We start from the raw sequence: 14535 nt of genomic DNA on the forward strand, positions 1-14535 counted from the left end.
ACAGCCCGGGCCAGCAGGCCCGGGCTGTTCCTGTGACACTGAATCAGCTGATGTCGTAGCGATCCAGGTTCGTCACCTTGACGAAAGCGGCCACGAAGTCCTTCACGAACTTCTCCTGCGCGTCGTCGCTGGCATACACCTCGGCCAGCGCGCGCAGCTCGGAGTTCGAGCCGAACAGCAGGTCGACGCGGCTGCCGGTCCACTTGACCTCGCCGTCGGCGGTACGGGCCTCGTACGTCCCGTCATCGCCCGCGGCAGGCTTCCACGTGACCCCCATGTCGAGCAGGTTCGCGAAGAAGTCGTTGGTCAGCTGACCCGGCCGGTCGGTGAGCACACCGAGCGACGTCTGGCCGAAGTTGGTGCCCAGGACGCGCAGGCCGCCGACCAGGACGGTCATCTCCGGCGCGCTCAGGGTCAGCAGGTTGGCCCGGTCGATCAGCAGGTACTCGGCCGGCAGCCGGTTGCCCTTGCCGAGGTAGTTGCGGAAACCGTCCGCGGTCGGCTCCATCGCGGCGAAGGAGTCGACCTCGGTCTGCTCCTGCGACGCGTCCGTACGGCCCGGGGTGAAGGGCACCTCGACGTCGTACCCGGCGGACTTGGCGGCCGTCTCGACCGCCGCGACACCACCGAGCACGATCAGGTCGGCCAGCGAGACCTTCTTGCCGGTCGCGTTGAAGGTCTCCTGGATGCCTTCCAGCACGCGCAGGACCTGCGCCAGCTGGTCCGGCTCGTTGACCTCCCAGCCGACCTGCGGCTGGAGCCGGATCCGGGCGCCGTTCGCGCCACCGCGCTTGTCACTGCCGCGGAACGAAGCCGCCGCCGACCAGGTGGTGCTCACCAGCTGGCCGACCGAGAGCTCCGAGCCGAGGATCTGCGCCTTGAGGGCGGAGATGTCGTCCGCGTTGACCAGCTCGTGGTCGACGGCCGGGACGCGGTCCTGCCAGATCAGCTCTTCCTGCGGCACGAGCGGGCCGAGGTAGCGCTGGATCGGGCCCATGTCGCGGTGGGTCAGCTTGAACCAGGCGCGGGCGAAGGCGTCCGCGAACTTGTCCGGGTTGGCCAGGAAGTCGCGCGCGATCGGCTCGTAGATCGGGTCGAAGCGCAGCGCCAGGTCGGCGGTCAGCATCGTGGGCGCCCGGTTCAGCGTGCCGTCCTCCGGGTCCGGGATGGTGTTCGCCCCGGCGCCGTCCTTCGCCTTCCACTGGTTCGCCCCGGCCGGGCTCAGGTCGGGCTCCCACTCGTACTTGAACAGGTTCTCCAGGAAGCCCATGCTCCACTGGGCCGGGGTCGAGGTCCAGGTGACCTCGAGACCGCTGGTGATCGCGTCGCGGCCCTTGCCGGTGCCGAAGCTCTGCTTCCAGCCCAGGCCCTGCTCCTCCAGCGGCGCGCCCTCGGGCTCGGACCCGACGTACTTCTCCGGGTCGGCCGCACCGTGGGTCTTGCCGAAGGTGTGCCCACCGGCGATCAGCGCGACGGTCTCCTCGTCGTTCATCGCCATCCGGCCGAACGTCTCACGGATGTCGCGGGCCGAGCCCAGCGGGTCCGGGTTCCCGTTCGGGCCTTCGGGGTTCACGTAGATGAGGCCCATCTGCACCGCGGCGAGCGGCTTCTCGAGCTCGCGGTCACCGGTGTAGCGCTCGTCGCCGAGCCAGGTGGCCTCGGGGCCCCAGTAGACGTCCTCGTCCGGCTCCCACACGTCGGCGCGGCCGCCGGCGAAACCGAAGGTCTTGAAGCCCATCGTCTCCAGCGCGCGGTTGCCGGTGAAGATCATCAGGTCGGCCCAGGAGACCTTGGCGCCCCACTTCTTCTTCACCGGCCAGAGCAGCCGGCGGGCCTTGTCCAGGTTGCCGTTGTCCGGCCAGCTGTTCAGCGGCGCGAACCGCTGCATGCCGGCGCCCGCGCCACCACGGCCGTCGCTGACCCGGTACGTACCGGCGCTGTGCCAGGCCATCCGGATCATGAACGGGCCGTAGTGCCCGAAGTCGGCCGGCCACCAGTCCTGCGAGTCGGTCAGCACCGCGTCGACGTCCGCCGCGAGCTCGTCCAGGTCCACGGTCGCGAAAGCGGCGGCGTAGTCGAACTCCTCGCCCATCGGATTCGCGACGGCCGGGTGCTTGCGCAGGATCTTCAGGTTCAGCTGGTTCGGCCACCACTCACTGTTGGTGCCGCCCTCGGTCGGGTGCTTCAGCTGCCCGTGATCTACGGGGCACTTGGCTCCGCTCTCGTCGTTCATCTCGCCGACTTCGGCGTTCGGGTGTTCAGACACGGCAAACCTTCCGGGATCAAGGGGTTCTGGACGTGGTGGAACTGATGGAGCAGTTGGGGCACAGACCCCAATAGACGACCTCGGCCTCGTCGATCACGTACCCGTGATCGTCCGACGCCGTCAGACAAGGGGCCGAGCCGTGCGCGCAGTCGACGTCTTCGATCGCTCCGCAGGACCGGCAGACGACATGGTGGTGGTTGTCCCCGACGCGCCCCTCGTACCGGGCCACCGACCCGGTCGGCTGAATCCGCCGCAGCAACCCTGCGGTGGTCAGCGCCCGGAGCACGTCGTAGACAGCCTGATGAGAAACATCCAGCTCGCTGCGCACCGACTGGATGATCGTGTCCGTGTCAGCGTGTGGGTTCTCCCGGACGGCGGCCAGCACAGCCACCCGGGGCTTGGTCACGCGCAGCGCGGCCCCACGCAGTTGGTGCTCGAACTCCGTCGTCGCCACCCTCCGGAGTCTTCCGCGTTTTCTGGAATGAGTCAAGATTAGCTGCGGAAGCAGCGTGTCAGCGCTTGCGGTTGCCTCGCTGGGTCCGCTGAGGAGTCCTGGGGGCGGACTTCTTCGCCTTCGCCTTGGCCTTGGCCTTGTCGGTGGCTTTGACCTTCGGCGCCGCCACCGGCTGGCGGGAGCTGTTGACGGTGCGGCCGCGGATGATGCCGATGAGTTGTTCCATCAGGTCGGACGGCTCACCCTCGGGCCAGCTCAGCACGACCTGGGACTCCGGCGCGTCGGTGATCGGCCGGTACGTGAGGTCCTTGCGGTGATGGAGCCTGGCCAGCGATTGCGGCACGACCAGGAGACCGACTCCCGCGGCGACCAGCTCGATCGCCAGCGCAGTCGTTTGCGGCCGCTCGGCGAAAGGGTGACCGGGCAACTGTTCCCAGTCGAGGGTGTCGTCGAGCGGACGGAGTACGACGTCATCGGCCAGATCCGCCGCCGTGACCTCCTCCGCCGCCGTCACCAGATGATCCTTCGGCACGACGACGACCGTCGTCTCCGTGTAGAGCGGGATCGCATGCAACCCGTCCCGATCGATGGGCAACCGCAACAACGCGGCCTCGGCACCTCCGGACCGTACGAGGTCTGCCGCCTCGGCCGCCGGTACGCCGACGAGCTCGAGCGCGACCCTGGGCAGCCGCTCGTTCCAGATCCGCACCCACTTGGTCGGGGTCACGCCGGGGACATACGCGAGCCTGAACGTCGGTGCTGTCACCGGCCCAGGCTATCTCTCGATACCCTGACCCCATGACGTCGCCGAAGACCAGCCAGACCATGAAACCCGCAACGGCGGCCAAGAAGCTCGGTGTGTACCTCGAAGCCACCCCCGCGGAGTTCCAGGAAGGCCTGATCACCCGCGACGAGCTGCACGCCCTGCAGACCGACCCGCCGCAGTGGCTGCAGGACCTCCGCAACAACGGCCCGCACCCCCGCCCGGTCGTCGCCGCCCGCCTCGCCGTCTCCATCTCCGGCCTGGCCCGGGCCGGCTACACCGAGCCCCTCACCACCGCCGAGATCGAGGACCTCCGCGCCGAGAACCCCGAGTGGCTCCAGCGCGAACGCGAGATCCAGGCGGACGTACAGGCCGAAGCCGAGCGGGTCAAGGAAGCCAAGGCCGCGAAGGCGAAAGCGCGCCACTGACCTACCCATCGGTTGAGTCCTCAACTACCATGGGTAGATGGCGATCTTCCGGCTGAACCACGCTGTCCTGTACGTCCGTGACGTCACCGCGAGTGTCGCCTTCTACCGTGATGTCCTCGGCTTCGGCTACACCGAGGGCGGCGACGCCTACCAGGGCGCCGCCTTCCTCCGGGCCCCCGACTCGACCAACGACCACGACCTGGGCCTCTTCCAGCTCGGCTCCGAGGCAGGCCCGTCGGGCGCCGGCAAGTCGACAGTCGGCCTCTACCACCTCGCCTGGGAGGTCGACACTCTCGGCGACCTGGAGGACCTCGAAAAGGCCCTTACCGCTGCGGGCGCCCTCGTCGGCCAGTCCGACCACGGCACCACGAAGTCCCTCTACGGCAAGGACCCCGACGGCCTCGAGTTCGAGATCGTCTGGATCATCCCCGCGGACCTCCTCACCGACGCCGACCGCAACAAGGCCGGCGTCTCCCGCCTGGACCTGACCGCCGAGGTAGCCAAGTACGGCCGGGAAGCCCGCAGCGGCCTAGGAATCTCCCGCCCCCACTAACCGATCCGCCTCGGCCAGCAACTGCTCGCCGAAAGGCTGAAACCCGATACTGCAGGCGTAGACGCCGCTGAAGACCCGGTGAATGGTCCCCCATTCCCAGATCGCGGTGGCGTCCACGCCCGTACGAGCAGCCAACCGCTCGGTCCGCTGGTGAAGATCATCCCCAAGGCCCGGGTTGGACCGCACAATCGTCCCCAGATCACACGCCGGCTCAGCCCGCCACCCGGTCGGATCGATGAGCTTGTAGCTGCCATCACTGGCCTGCAGCGCGTTCATCTCATGAACATCCCCGTGAACCAGGACCGCGGTCCGATCATCATGAGCCACCCGCCGCCGCTCCATGCACTCCAGCGCATCCGCCACGGCCGCCATCGAACACGGCCGCCCCGCCTCGTCCCACAACCCCGGCAACCGCGCGGCATACCGCTCCGCCAACTCCGCCCCACTCGGCAACCCAACACCCGCCCCAACCGGCCGCCACCCCCGAACCGCCACCTCACACAACAATTCAATCCGCCGCACAGGGTCCGCAACCACGTCAAACATCGGAGCCCCCAGCCGCTCCAGCAAAAGCGCCTGCCGCCCCAGATCCTCCCTCAACAACCTGGCGCACCCCTCCCCGCCCGCCAGCCGCAAAGCCAAGGCCTCCACCCCAACATCCCGACCAGGCACACCAATCTTGAGAACAGCCGGAGTTCCGTCAACCAGCCTCACCGCAACAACCAACGCAGCATGCCCACCAGCGAAGCTGGTCCCAACCACCAGCCCCCACTCCCGAGCCAACGCCTCAACCACCCCCGCCACCTCATCCAGCCAGGCCACGTCACCGTCAGCCAGCACCGTCCTTCGGATCTGATCTGGAATCTCAAGCCTCACCCGACGAACCTACGTTCCATCCGCAGTTCGTGACCAAGCGATTTGCGGCACCCGATCGACAAGAATTGCAACAGGTCCACCGACTACGGACAGCCGCGTGCTGACCGTCGGCCTGACTCAGTCTTCCTCGTCGGCCGCTTCGTCACCCCTGCGCAGACGGCGCGCTCGGTCGGTGATCCGGCCGGAGAGCTTGCCTGTCGCGGACATGGACCGGCCCAAAGTCTCATTGCCGAGCCGCCTGGCGGCGTCGAGGCCGTCTGCTCCCGCGTCGAGCGCCTTGTCTCGCACCTCGGTGGCCGCATCCGTCCACCGTCTCGCCTCCAACGACTGTCTGCCGTTCTCGATCCCGAGCCTCCCCTGGAAGTCAACGACGGCATTCGTCACCTGGTTGCTCGAGCGCACCACATCCCGAGAGGTGCCCGGATGCAGCAGCACCTTCGCGTTGGCGGTGCCGGCGGCCGCGTCCATACGGGCCATCAAGCGCTCGGTGCTCTGCGAGATGAGCGCCAACCGGTTGTTACGGGCGACCTTCAGCGCCAAGCGATGCCGGTCCAGCTCATCCGGTGACGCATCCAGCACCCGGTCGAGTTCGAGGACGGCGATCGCGTCCTGCAGCTTGAAGCAGCGGGCCAGAACGGCAAGCCATTCCTGAACCTTGGGTTCGGCGTCCTTGACCGTCTTGGCGAGCTCACCGAGCTTCGGCTCGCGCTCCATCTTTCCCGCGAGCGCATCGAGTTGGCGCAACACGTACGCCTGGGTGCGGGCGATCGTCATCGTCGTGGCCTGCATCTTCGACCAGGTGACCTCGGAAACCCGGCCCACGTGCTCCCGAATCGTCATCGCCTCGTCGATCACGAAGTCCACGCCGATCATGTCCGCCAGGACAGCGTCCTTCTGCGCGCGAAGTACATCGTCGACCTTCTCGTCGATCGTGGCGAGATAGTCGGTGATCTCGTCCATGGCCTGCTGCATCGCGAGCTGCGCCATGATCCCGGCAGCACCGGCCAGCATGGCCGGATTCGTCAGAAGCGCGCCCGGACCCCTCACGAACTCGACGAAGCCTTTGATCTGACCGTGGTTCCCCTTCAGCACGCCAGTGCTGAGACCCGTCTTCGAACTACCTCTGAGCCCGTGCTTGCCGACAAGATGCGCGGAGTCCTTCGTCAGCTTGACCCAGCGGCCCGAGTTGGCGGCGATCTCAGAACCTGCCTGCGCGGCTGCGGCTCCGGTACTGAGGACTGGCCCGAGTCTGTGCAGCCCGAGGTCCTTCGACGGCAACCCTTCAGAGACGAGGAAGCGTTCGACAGCCGCCGGATCCCCGATGACGGCCAGCCCGTCACCGTCGCTGATCAGCTGAATCTCGTCGTCCATCGTCGGCTCCTGAAGTTCTGGGCACGGAACGCGGATCTTCTCAGCTAGGAGGTGGCGGAGTCGAGGGCGGCAGCGGTCCGGAGCCGAGATTGGTACAGACTGCCACTTGACCGCCCGGCTAAACCACTACTCATAATTTCTTTGTTCTTTGTTCTTTGTTCTTTGTTCTTTGTTCTTTGTTCTTTGTTCTTTGTTCTTTGTTCTTTGTTCTTTGTTCTTTGTTCTTTGTTCTTTGTTCTTTGTTCTTTGTTCTTTGCTTCTTAGGTGGTTGTGGTTGTGGCGGGCCAGGTGATGGTGGCTGCGGTTAGTAGGACTACCAGGGCGGTGATGGTTGCTACTGCGCCGGTGACTGTGAGGGTGGGGGTTGCCAGGGGGATGAGGAGGATGGTTAGGACGGTGAAGGCTACGGCGAAGCGGCGGGTTATGTGGTTGGGGCTTATCAGGGAGTGGACGGTGTGGAGGAGGATCAAGAAGACGGCTACTGGGATGGCTACCGTGTAGGCGACTGTTGTTTCTGAAGCCTCCAGGTGGTGGCCTGCTTGGGCGACGCTTACTTCCAGGCCGGCGCCCAGGGCAGCCAGGGCGCAGAAGATGCCGTAGTGGACATAGCCCCATTGGTAGGACTTGTGGCGGCGGTCGGCCAGGCCTTCGCCTGCTGGGTGGAGGAAGTAGAGCCACCAGACGGCGAAGATCAGGACCAGGCCACAGAGGGCTACGGCGATCAGGGTCAGGCTTACGTGTTCCGATTCGACCGCATCCTGGACCGCGGTGGTTGCCGCCAGCACGCTTTCGCCGAGGACGATGATGACGAACAGGCCGTACCGTTCGGCGATGTGATGCGGATGCCAGCTGGTCTTGGCGGCGCGCTCGGCCCAGACCGGGACCAGCAGTTCGAGGACGACAAGCAGGAGGAACGTCCACGCGCTGACGCCGTCGACCAGGAACAACCGGGCGATCCAGAACACCTGCAACAGCGCGATCCCGGCCGCATACCGAAATGCCGTACTACGACACGAAGGATCCTCGACGCCGGCCCGGATCCACTGGCTCACCAACCCGAGCCGCATGATCAGGTAGCCCAGGGTGATCCACTTGTAGTCCGAGTGCGACGCAGCGGCCGGTACGCCGGCAGCGAGGACCAGCGCACCGGCCATCTGCACCATCGTGGTCAGCCGGTAGACCACGTCGTCGGTGTCGTACGACGAGGCGAACCAGGTGAAGTTCATCCACGCCCACCAGATCGCGAAGAACACCTGCAGGAAGGGTACGACCGCGTCGTGGGTGTGCCCTTCCTCGATGCCGTGCGCGAGCTGGGCCACGACCGCCGCGATCGCGACCACGAAGGTGAGGTCGAAGAGCAGTTCGAGCGGGCTCGACACCCGGTGCGGCTCGTCGATCGGCCGGGCCCGCATCCGGACCCGGAACCGCACTGACACGCCCACTGAGAAGTTCCTCCCGCTCGACCAGAAACTCAACACCCCAGGCTAACGAGTCAGCCCCTGGCCGGTGGGATCCCGCCACCTTCCAGCGCCTCGATCGCACCCCGCAGACTCCGCAGACTCGCCTCTTCCCGATCGATGTCGGTCGGGTCGAACTGCCAGCTACCGACCGGCTCGTCCGCAGGTGGCCGTGCCGATTCCTCAGCAGTCAGCTCGACGTCCACCTCGACCTCGAGCTCGTCCAGGAACTCCTCGTCCGGTGTACTCATGACGATGCCGGCACCCGCCGGTCCTTACGCGCCTCGAGCTCCTCGTCATCGACGACGACGAACATCGGCTGCCCCGGTACGCCGATCATGGTGACCACGAACTTGCTCGGAATGTCCGACCGGTTGTTGCCGTCCCGGTAGTGAATGACATCCCCGCCCGGCTCCCAGAACGCCTCGCCGGCCTTGATCACCCGCGGCGCCTCACCCTCGAGCTCGAACCACATCTCCCCCTCCAGCATGTAGCCGAAGGCAGGCCCGGAGTGCCGATGCGGCGGCGCACCCGGATCACCCGGCGGGTACTCGAGGATCGCCGTCATCACCTCGGCCTGCTCAGAAATGTGCGGCGGGTTGGTCGACTGCAGCATGGTGAGCGCCGACTGCCAGGCGCCCGAGCCCGGCACACCCTTGTCCTGCAAAACACCTTCGTCCGTCTGCATCTCGGTCATGAAGAAGTCACTTCCCTTCTGCGGCCTGGGAGGCGAGCCAGTCGCCGAAGTGGATGTCACCGAGCAGGGCGTCACCCTCCGGTACCAGCGAACGCTCGTCGACAGCGATCCCGAAGTACGTCGCGTTCGGGTCCTGTACCACCGTCCGCGGATCCTTCCGCGTGGTCAGCGCGATCCGGATGAACTCGTCCATCTCGTACTGCTCCGGCCCGCCGACCTCGGTGATCGCGTTGGTCGCCGGCGTGACAGCGGCCCGCGCGACCGTCTTCGCGACGTCGTCGGCCGCGATCGGCTGGATCAGCGCGCCCGGCATCCGCACCGTGTCGCCCTCGGTCCCGGTGTCCGCGATCGCCGCGGCGAACTCGTAGAACTGGGTCGCGTGCACGATCGAGTACGGGATGCCGGACTGCTGGATGAGGTTCTCCTGCAGCAGCTTCGCCCGAAAGTACCCGCTGGTCGACTGCGGGTTGTTGTCGGCCTTCGCCAGCCGCTCGGTGCCGACGACCGAGAGCGCGACGTGATGTCCCACCCCGGCCTCCTTCTCAGCGGCCAGCAGGTTGCTGTTGGAGGTCTTGAAGAACTCGGTCGCCGCAGCCTCCTCGAAGCTCGGCGAGTTGGAGACGTCGATCACCACGTCCGCGCCCTTGAGCACCTGCTCGAGGCCCTCTCCGGTGAGCGTGTTGACCCCCGACGCGGGCGAGGCGGCGACGGCCTCGTGACCGTGCTCTCCCAGCTTCGCGACGACTTTCGAGCCGATCAGTCCAGTGCCGCCGACCACGACGATCTTCATCGGGCATTCCTCCTTCTCAGCCGTCGGCACCCGTTGCCGACCGGTTCAGCAGCTAAGACAGGGCAGCTCCCCAGCCTGTGACAGTGGCGTCCGGGCGGTGTGAGGGAGCACAGTGGGGCGGACGGGCAGGAGGTGGTGTCGTGGCGTCTGCGGAGCTGCGAAGCACGGCGGGGGTGGCGGTGGTCAGCGCGACCATCCTGGCCTCGACCATCGGATTCCTGGATGCCTCGGTGGTGAGCGTCGCGATCCCCGCGATCGGTGCCGACCTACACGCCGGCGTCGGGGCGCTCCAGTGGGTGGTGACCGGCTACCTGGTCACGGTCGCCGCGCTGTTGCTCGTCGCGGGCGGCCTGTCCGACCGGTACGGCCGTCGCCGGCTGCTCGTCGCGGGGCTGATCCTCACCCTGGCCGCCTCGGTACTCTGCGCGCTCGCCAACTCGGTCGGCCTGCTGATCGCGGCGAGGATCCTGCAAGGAGTGGGCGGCGCGTTGACCGTACCGAGCAGCCTGGCCCTGCTCAACGCGACCCTGCGACCGGAGGACCGGGCGCGCGGCATCGGCCTGTGGGCCGGCCTGGCGACCCTCGGGATGGCCATCGGCCCGTACGCCGGTGGCTGGCTGGTCGACCACGCGTCCTGGCAATGGCTCTTCCTGCTCAACCTGCCCCTGGGGATCGCCGCCTTGCTGGTACTACGCCACGTCAAGGAGAGCCTCGACGAGAACGCGACTGGACGGCTCGACCTGGTGGGCGCGGTGCTGACCGCGGTCGGCTTCGGCGGCATCATCTACGCGCTGACCGAAGGCTCGGCCCACGGCTGGTCGCGTCCCGCGGTGGTACCGGCCGGCGTGATCGGACTCGTCTGCGTGGCCGCCCTCTTCCCGCTCGAGTCGCGGCGCCGGGCGCCGGTCATCCGGCTCCGGCTGTTCAAGTCGCGCCAGTTCGACGCGATCAATCTCAGTACGTTCCTCTTCTATGCGGCTCTCGGCGGCGCGGGCTACATCCTGTACCTGCAACTCGAGCTGCAGTTGGACTACACCGCCACCGCGGCAGGCGCCGCCCTCATCCCGTCCACCGTCGTCTTCCTGCTGATCTCACCGCTGAGCGGCGCACTCGTCGCCCGCGCCGGTCCCCGCTGGATGATGGCGATCGGAACCGCGCTGGTCGGCCTCGGCTTCGTGTACCTCACCAGTCTCGGCCCTGGATCGACCTACCTGGGCGGCGTCCTCCCCGGGATTCTGTTGGAGGGAGTCGGCCTCGGTATAGCCGTGACTCCCCTGACTGCCGCCGTCCTGGCCGCCGTGGACAATGCCGATCTCGGTGAGGCGTCAGCGATCAACAACACGGTCGCGCGGATCGGCGGTGTCGCCGCGATCGCACTGATTCCCACCCTGGCCGGTGGCGCCGGACTCAGCCTCAAGGACACGATCTCGTCCGGTTACCGCCCGGCGATGTTCGCTGCGGCGGCATTGTGTTTCGCCGCCGCCGCGGTGGCCGCCGCCTTTGTCTCCAGAGCGGCCGGCGTCGCGCCGAGAATCGCCCCCGCGCCACCTCACGGCTGCATCGCGGAATGCCTGCCGAGCCCGCTGGAGTCCGGTAGCGCATCGGATCGCTGACCGGGCGCGGCCTTTTCACCGGGATCGAAACCGTCGCGAGCGCTGTCACGCCCGTGTTAGAAACCTGCTGCGGGCACGGGTGACGACGACGGGGTGAGGCCGATGACCGACCTGACAAGGCGGACCGTACTGCGAGGTGCCGGCGTAGCAGTCGCAGCCGGTACTACGGCCCTGCCGGCGACAGCAGCCCCTCAAGCCAACCCAACCGGCGCCGCCGGGACCAACGCAAATACGACCGCGACCACCACCCCGGCCCAGCGCGCCGTGCTCGTCGAGGTGGCTCGCGCCGTGACCAAGTTCCCCGTCGACTTCCCGGCCTTCGGCGAGACCGCATCGGCCGGCAAGCGGGTCAGCGACCAACGCGTGACCAAAGTGCTGGCGAGACTCAACGCAATCCGTCGGGCCCAGGTCAACCACGGTGCCCAGTTGCTGCACGACGCCAAGCTGCCCAGCGGCATCGCCGGCGAGCGATTCGCCCGGGCTGTCGGCGCAGTCGTCTCCGACGCCGACGCGTCCCAACGCCAAGCGCTCGAAGCAGCGGTCGCCGCGTCCGTGGCGAGCCTGACCGATCACTTCGCCGCGGACTCGGCGTACCCGGCGAATCTGTGGCTCGACATCGCCCGGCGGATGCACGACGGGAAGAAGCGCTGATGCGGATGGAGCGCGAGCACCTGCGCGGGCTCACCGAGGTCAAGCGGCGGGTGCTGCAGGCGCACGGCGGCCAGCGTCAGTTCAACGGCGCCGGCATCGGTTTCGCCGAGGTCAACGGGGTGGAGTCCGACGAGCCGGCCGTGCTCGTCGCCGTCACCAAGAAGCGCCCCGAGGCGCACGTCCAGCTCAACAAACTGCTGCCCAGGCGAGTGGACATCGACGGCAGGAGCTACCGCGTCGACGTCAGCCAGGCCGGACCCTTCTACGGCGCCGGCACCCTGCAGTCGCAGCGGCTGCGCGCCGAGGTCGATCGGCCGGTCTTCCATCCGCCGACCCCGGTCTACGACACCAAACGGGCCCGGCCGCTGGTCGGCGGAGTCGGGGTGGGCAACGTCAACTCCCACGGGAGTACCGGCACCCTCGGCCTGATCGTCCGGGACAGCCGCGACGGCAAGATCTGCATCCTGTCGAACAACCACGTGCTGGTGCAGTTCAACACCGGCTTCTCGCTGGAGCAGGCGGCCACCAACCCGGGCGTCGAGGCCGACAAGATCATCCAGCCGGTCTCCGGCGGTGCCGGCGACGCGGTCGCGCTGCTCAAGCGGTTCGTCAAGTACAAGCTCGGCCCGACCGCGAAGAACCAGGTCGACGGCGCGCTGGCCGAGCTGACCGATCAGAGCGACGAGGCCTACAGCGGCAACACGGTCGACCCCTTGATGCCTGGGGCGACCGTGGACCACCCCGCGGTCGGGATGTTCTTCGCCGCCGACCCGTTCAACGCGACCGCCTTCATCACCAAGATGAGCAACACGATCGAGCAGCTCGAGTTCGAGCTGCTCGATCCGGACGCGGTCTGGTTCGCCAGTATCGACGACATCGGCGCGCCGATCGAGAAGGTCGGCTGGCGGACCGGGTACAGCTCGTCCACGATCAAGAGCGTCAGCTGGACCATCCCGGTCGCGATGGAGGTGAACGCCGCCGGGGACACCAAGTTCTTCTGGTTCAACGACCTGATCATGTCCACCCGGCTGGGCTGGCCGGGCGACTCGGGCTCGGTCGTCTACATGGGTGGCTCCGGTACGACGAAGATGCCGATCGACATCAACGCCGACAAGTGCGAGTTCATGGACGCGGCCGCCGGGGTCTACGACCTGCCGCTGGACAGCCAGGAGGACCACGAACTGGCCAAGCGGATCCGCGAGGACCACCTCGGCTTCACCAGCATCGGCAACTACCTGACCACGCTGTTCTACTACAACGGCGACGTGATCCTGGACCGGCTGGCGAACAAGGAGGCATCGCCGACCGAGAAGCAGAGCGCCGCCGCGCTGTACGACAAGTACCGCGAGCTCGTCGTCAACAACATCGACGACCCGAACGGCTCCGGCCTCGTCGTCAGTCAGGAGAACCTCGACGACGCCGCCTTCATGACGGTCTCGCTGAAGACCTGGATGCGGACCGACGAGCAGACCGCGGCCAACTCCCTGTACGACGAACTGCGTGGCACGCTCGGCCTCGACTACACCGGCGTGATGGCGTTCATGGACGACCCGGCGCGCTACAACCGGATCTGGGACATCATGGCGAAGGTCCCGACGATCCAGTCCAGGCCACCGGCCTCCGGTACGCCGTACCGCCCGCGGTGACCCGAGTCGTTGCTGGCAGCACCTATCGCGACGCGGTGCTGGCTGCCCTCGGCGAGTTGGTCGACAGCCTCGACGAGGTGTTCGCATCGCTGGTACGTCCGTTGCTGGCCAATCCGGGGAAGCTGCTGCGGTCGGAGCTGGTGTGGCTGACCGCGTCGGCCGGGGATCCTCGCCGACCGGCATTGGTGCGGTTCGGTGCGCTGGTGGAGTTGTTGCATATAGCAACGTTGGTGCACGACGACGTGATCGATCGGGCGGCGACGCGGCGCGGGGTGCCGGCGGCTCATCGTCAAGGTGGTCAGGAGCTCGCGGTGTTGGCGGGGACGGCCTGCTTTGCCGCTGTCGGGCTGGAGGCCGCGGACCTCGGGGCGGCCATCGCGACGGCCGTCAGCCGGACGGTTGGGGAGTTGTCGTACGGCGAGTTGCTGGATATCGAGCGGGGGTTCGATCCCGGCGTACCGACTGAGGACTATCTCGAACTGACCCGGTGCAAGACGGGCGCGCTGTTCCAGTTGAGCTGCGTCCTCGGTGCCACGGCGAGCGGGCTGCCGGGGTTGGTCACCGCCGGCCTGGCCGAGTTCGGCGCCCGCTACGGCATCGCCTTTCAAGTCCTCGACGACTGCCTTGACCTGCACGCGAACGGAACCGGAAAGCCTGCCGGAACAGATCATCTCCTCGGTCTCTTCGGCCTCCCCACGTTGTGCGCCCTCCGCGGCCGAGAACCCGCTGCCACCCAGCTGCGCGATCTGCTCCTCTCCCCCGATCTCGCCGTCACCGATCTCCCTCGAATCAGCGACCTGATAGCGGAATCCGGCGGCCTCGTAGCCGCCCACGAGGTCGCCCGTACCGAACTCGCCGCCGCGCTGACCGTCCTCGACAACCTCCGCGACGAACTTCCCGCGCCGGCCCTCAACGCGTTGACCGAGTTCGCCAACCGCACGGCTGGTGCGCCATGAACTCCGCGCCGGTT

Annotated in this window: 15 protein-coding genes; 6 read left to right on the plus strand and 9 right to left on the minus strand. The window is 67.3% G+C overall.

Going from position 1 to position 14535, the window contains the following annotated elements:
• Window positions 1-43: 43 nt before the first annotated feature.
• The 3 genes from katG to ABD768_RS29315 are packed head-to-tail and all read right to left on the minus strand — an operon-like array spanning window position 44 to window position 3486.
• The gene (katG, locus tag ABD768_RS29305) at window positions 44-2233 is read right to left on the minus strand and encodes a catalase/peroxidase HPI (RefSeq protein ID WP_344846367.1); all 2190 of its coding nucleotides are present in this window, start codon (window positions 2231-2233) and stop codon (window positions 44-46) included.
• 49 nt (window positions 2234-2282) lie between these two features.
• The gene (locus ABD768_RS29310; protein ID WP_344846015.1) at window positions 2283-2720 is read right to left on the minus strand and encodes a Fur family transcriptional regulator; all 438 of its coding nucleotides are present in this window, start codon (window positions 2718-2720) and stop codon (window positions 2283-2285) included.
• A gap of 58 nt (window positions 2721-2778) precedes the next feature.
• Entirely contained in the window at window positions 2779-3486 is a 708-nt protein-coding gene (locus ABD768_RS29315) for a LysR family transcriptional regulator substrate-binding protein (protein ID WP_343965563.1), read from the minus strand.
• Window positions 3487-3518: 32 nt separating this feature from the next.
• On the opposite strand from ABD768_RS29315, the gene ABD768_RS29320 reads away from it, so the two are divergent.
• Both ABD768_RS29320 and ABD768_RS29325 read left to right on the plus strand, forming a co-directional pair.
• Window positions 3519-3911, plus strand: a complete 393-nt coding sequence (locus tag ABD768_RS29320) for a DUF5997 family protein (RefSeq protein WP_344846018.1) — start codon at window positions 3519-3521, stop codon at window positions 3909-3911.
• Between the two features lie 37 nt (window positions 3912-3948).
• Window positions 3949-4464 carry a VOC family protein gene (locus tag ABD768_RS29325; RefSeq protein ID WP_343965567.1) on the plus strand — a complete coding sequence of 172 codons (516 nt, stop codon included), beginning with the start codon at window positions 3949-3951 and terminating at the stop codon, window positions 4462-4464.
• Here the strand turns inward: ABD768_RS29325 and ABD768_RS29330 are convergent.
• From ABD768_RS29330 to ABD768_RS29355, 6 genes are all read right to left on the minus strand, one after another.
• Window positions 4441-5340: an aminoglycoside phosphotransferase family protein gene (locus ABD768_RS29330; protein ID WP_344846021.1), complete on the minus strand. Its 900-nt coding sequence runs from the start codon at window positions 5338-5340 to the stop codon at window positions 4441-4443. The genes ABD768_RS29325 and ABD768_RS29330 overlap by 24 nt on opposite strands.
• Window positions 5341-5457: 117 nt before the next feature.
• Entirely contained in the window at window positions 5458-6711 is a 1254-nt protein-coding gene (locus ABD768_RS29335; RefSeq protein WP_344846024.1) for a hypothetical protein, read from the minus strand.
• Between the two features lie 260 nt (window positions 6712-6971).
• Window positions 6972-8153 (minus strand): low temperature requirement protein A, encoded by a 1182-nt coding sequence (locus ABD768_RS29340; RefSeq protein WP_343965573.1) that lies wholly within the window; start codon window positions 8151-8153, stop codon window positions 6972-6974.
• Between the two features lie 50 nt (window positions 8154-8203).
• Window positions 8204-8419, minus strand: a complete 216-nt coding sequence (locus ABD768_RS29345) for a hypothetical protein (RefSeq protein ID WP_343965575.1) — start codon at window positions 8417-8419, stop codon at window positions 8204-8206.
• A complete protein-coding gene (locus tag ABD768_RS29350) occupies window positions 8416-8865 on the minus strand; it encodes a cupin domain-containing protein (RefSeq protein ID WP_343965577.1) in 450 nt (149 codons plus the stop codon). Before ABD768_RS29350 ends, ABD768_RS29345 begins: the two co-directional genes overlap by 4 nt.
• A 7-nt stretch (window positions 8866-8872) precedes the next feature.
• Window positions 8873-9655, minus strand: a complete 783-nt coding sequence (locus ABD768_RS29355; RefSeq protein WP_344846028.1) for an SDR family oxidoreductase — start codon at window positions 9653-9655, stop codon at window positions 8873-8875.
• Between the two features lie 140 nt (window positions 9656-9795).
• Here ABD768_RS29355 and ABD768_RS29360 point away from each other — a divergent pair, with 140 nt between their 5' ends.
• The 4 genes from ABD768_RS29360 (at window position 9796) to ABD768_RS29375 (ending at window position 14521) form a co-directional block, all read left to right on the plus strand.
• Window positions 9796-11268, plus strand: a complete 1473-nt coding sequence (locus ABD768_RS29360; protein WP_344846030.1) for a DHA2 family efflux MFS transporter permease subunit — start codon at window positions 9796-9798, stop codon at window positions 11266-11268.
• A gap of 102 nt (window positions 11269-11370) precedes the next feature.
• On the plus strand, window positions 11371-11919 hold the full coding sequence (locus ABD768_RS29365; protein WP_344846033.1) for a hypothetical protein: 549 nt from the start codon (window positions 11371-11373) through the stop codon (window positions 11917-11919).
• Window positions 11919-13565, plus strand: coding sequence for a hypothetical protein (locus ABD768_RS29370; protein ID WP_344846036.1), 1647 nt, complete (start codon window positions 11919-11921; stop codon window positions 13563-13565). The genes ABD768_RS29365 and ABD768_RS29370 overlap by 1 nt, the downstream gene beginning before the upstream one ends.
• Entirely contained in the window at window positions 13562-14521 is a 960-nt protein-coding gene (locus ABD768_RS29375; protein ID WP_344846039.1) for a polyprenyl synthetase family protein, read from the plus strand. The genes ABD768_RS29370 and ABD768_RS29375 overlap by 4 nt, the downstream gene beginning before the upstream one ends.
• The last annotated feature ends 14 nt before the right edge of the window (window positions 14522-14535 follow it).

Source organism: Kribbella ginsengisoli (assembly GCF_039537185.1).
GTDB classification, from domain to species: Bacteria; Actinomycetota; Actinomycetes; order Propionibacteriales; family Kribbellaceae; genus Kribbella; species Kribbella koreensis.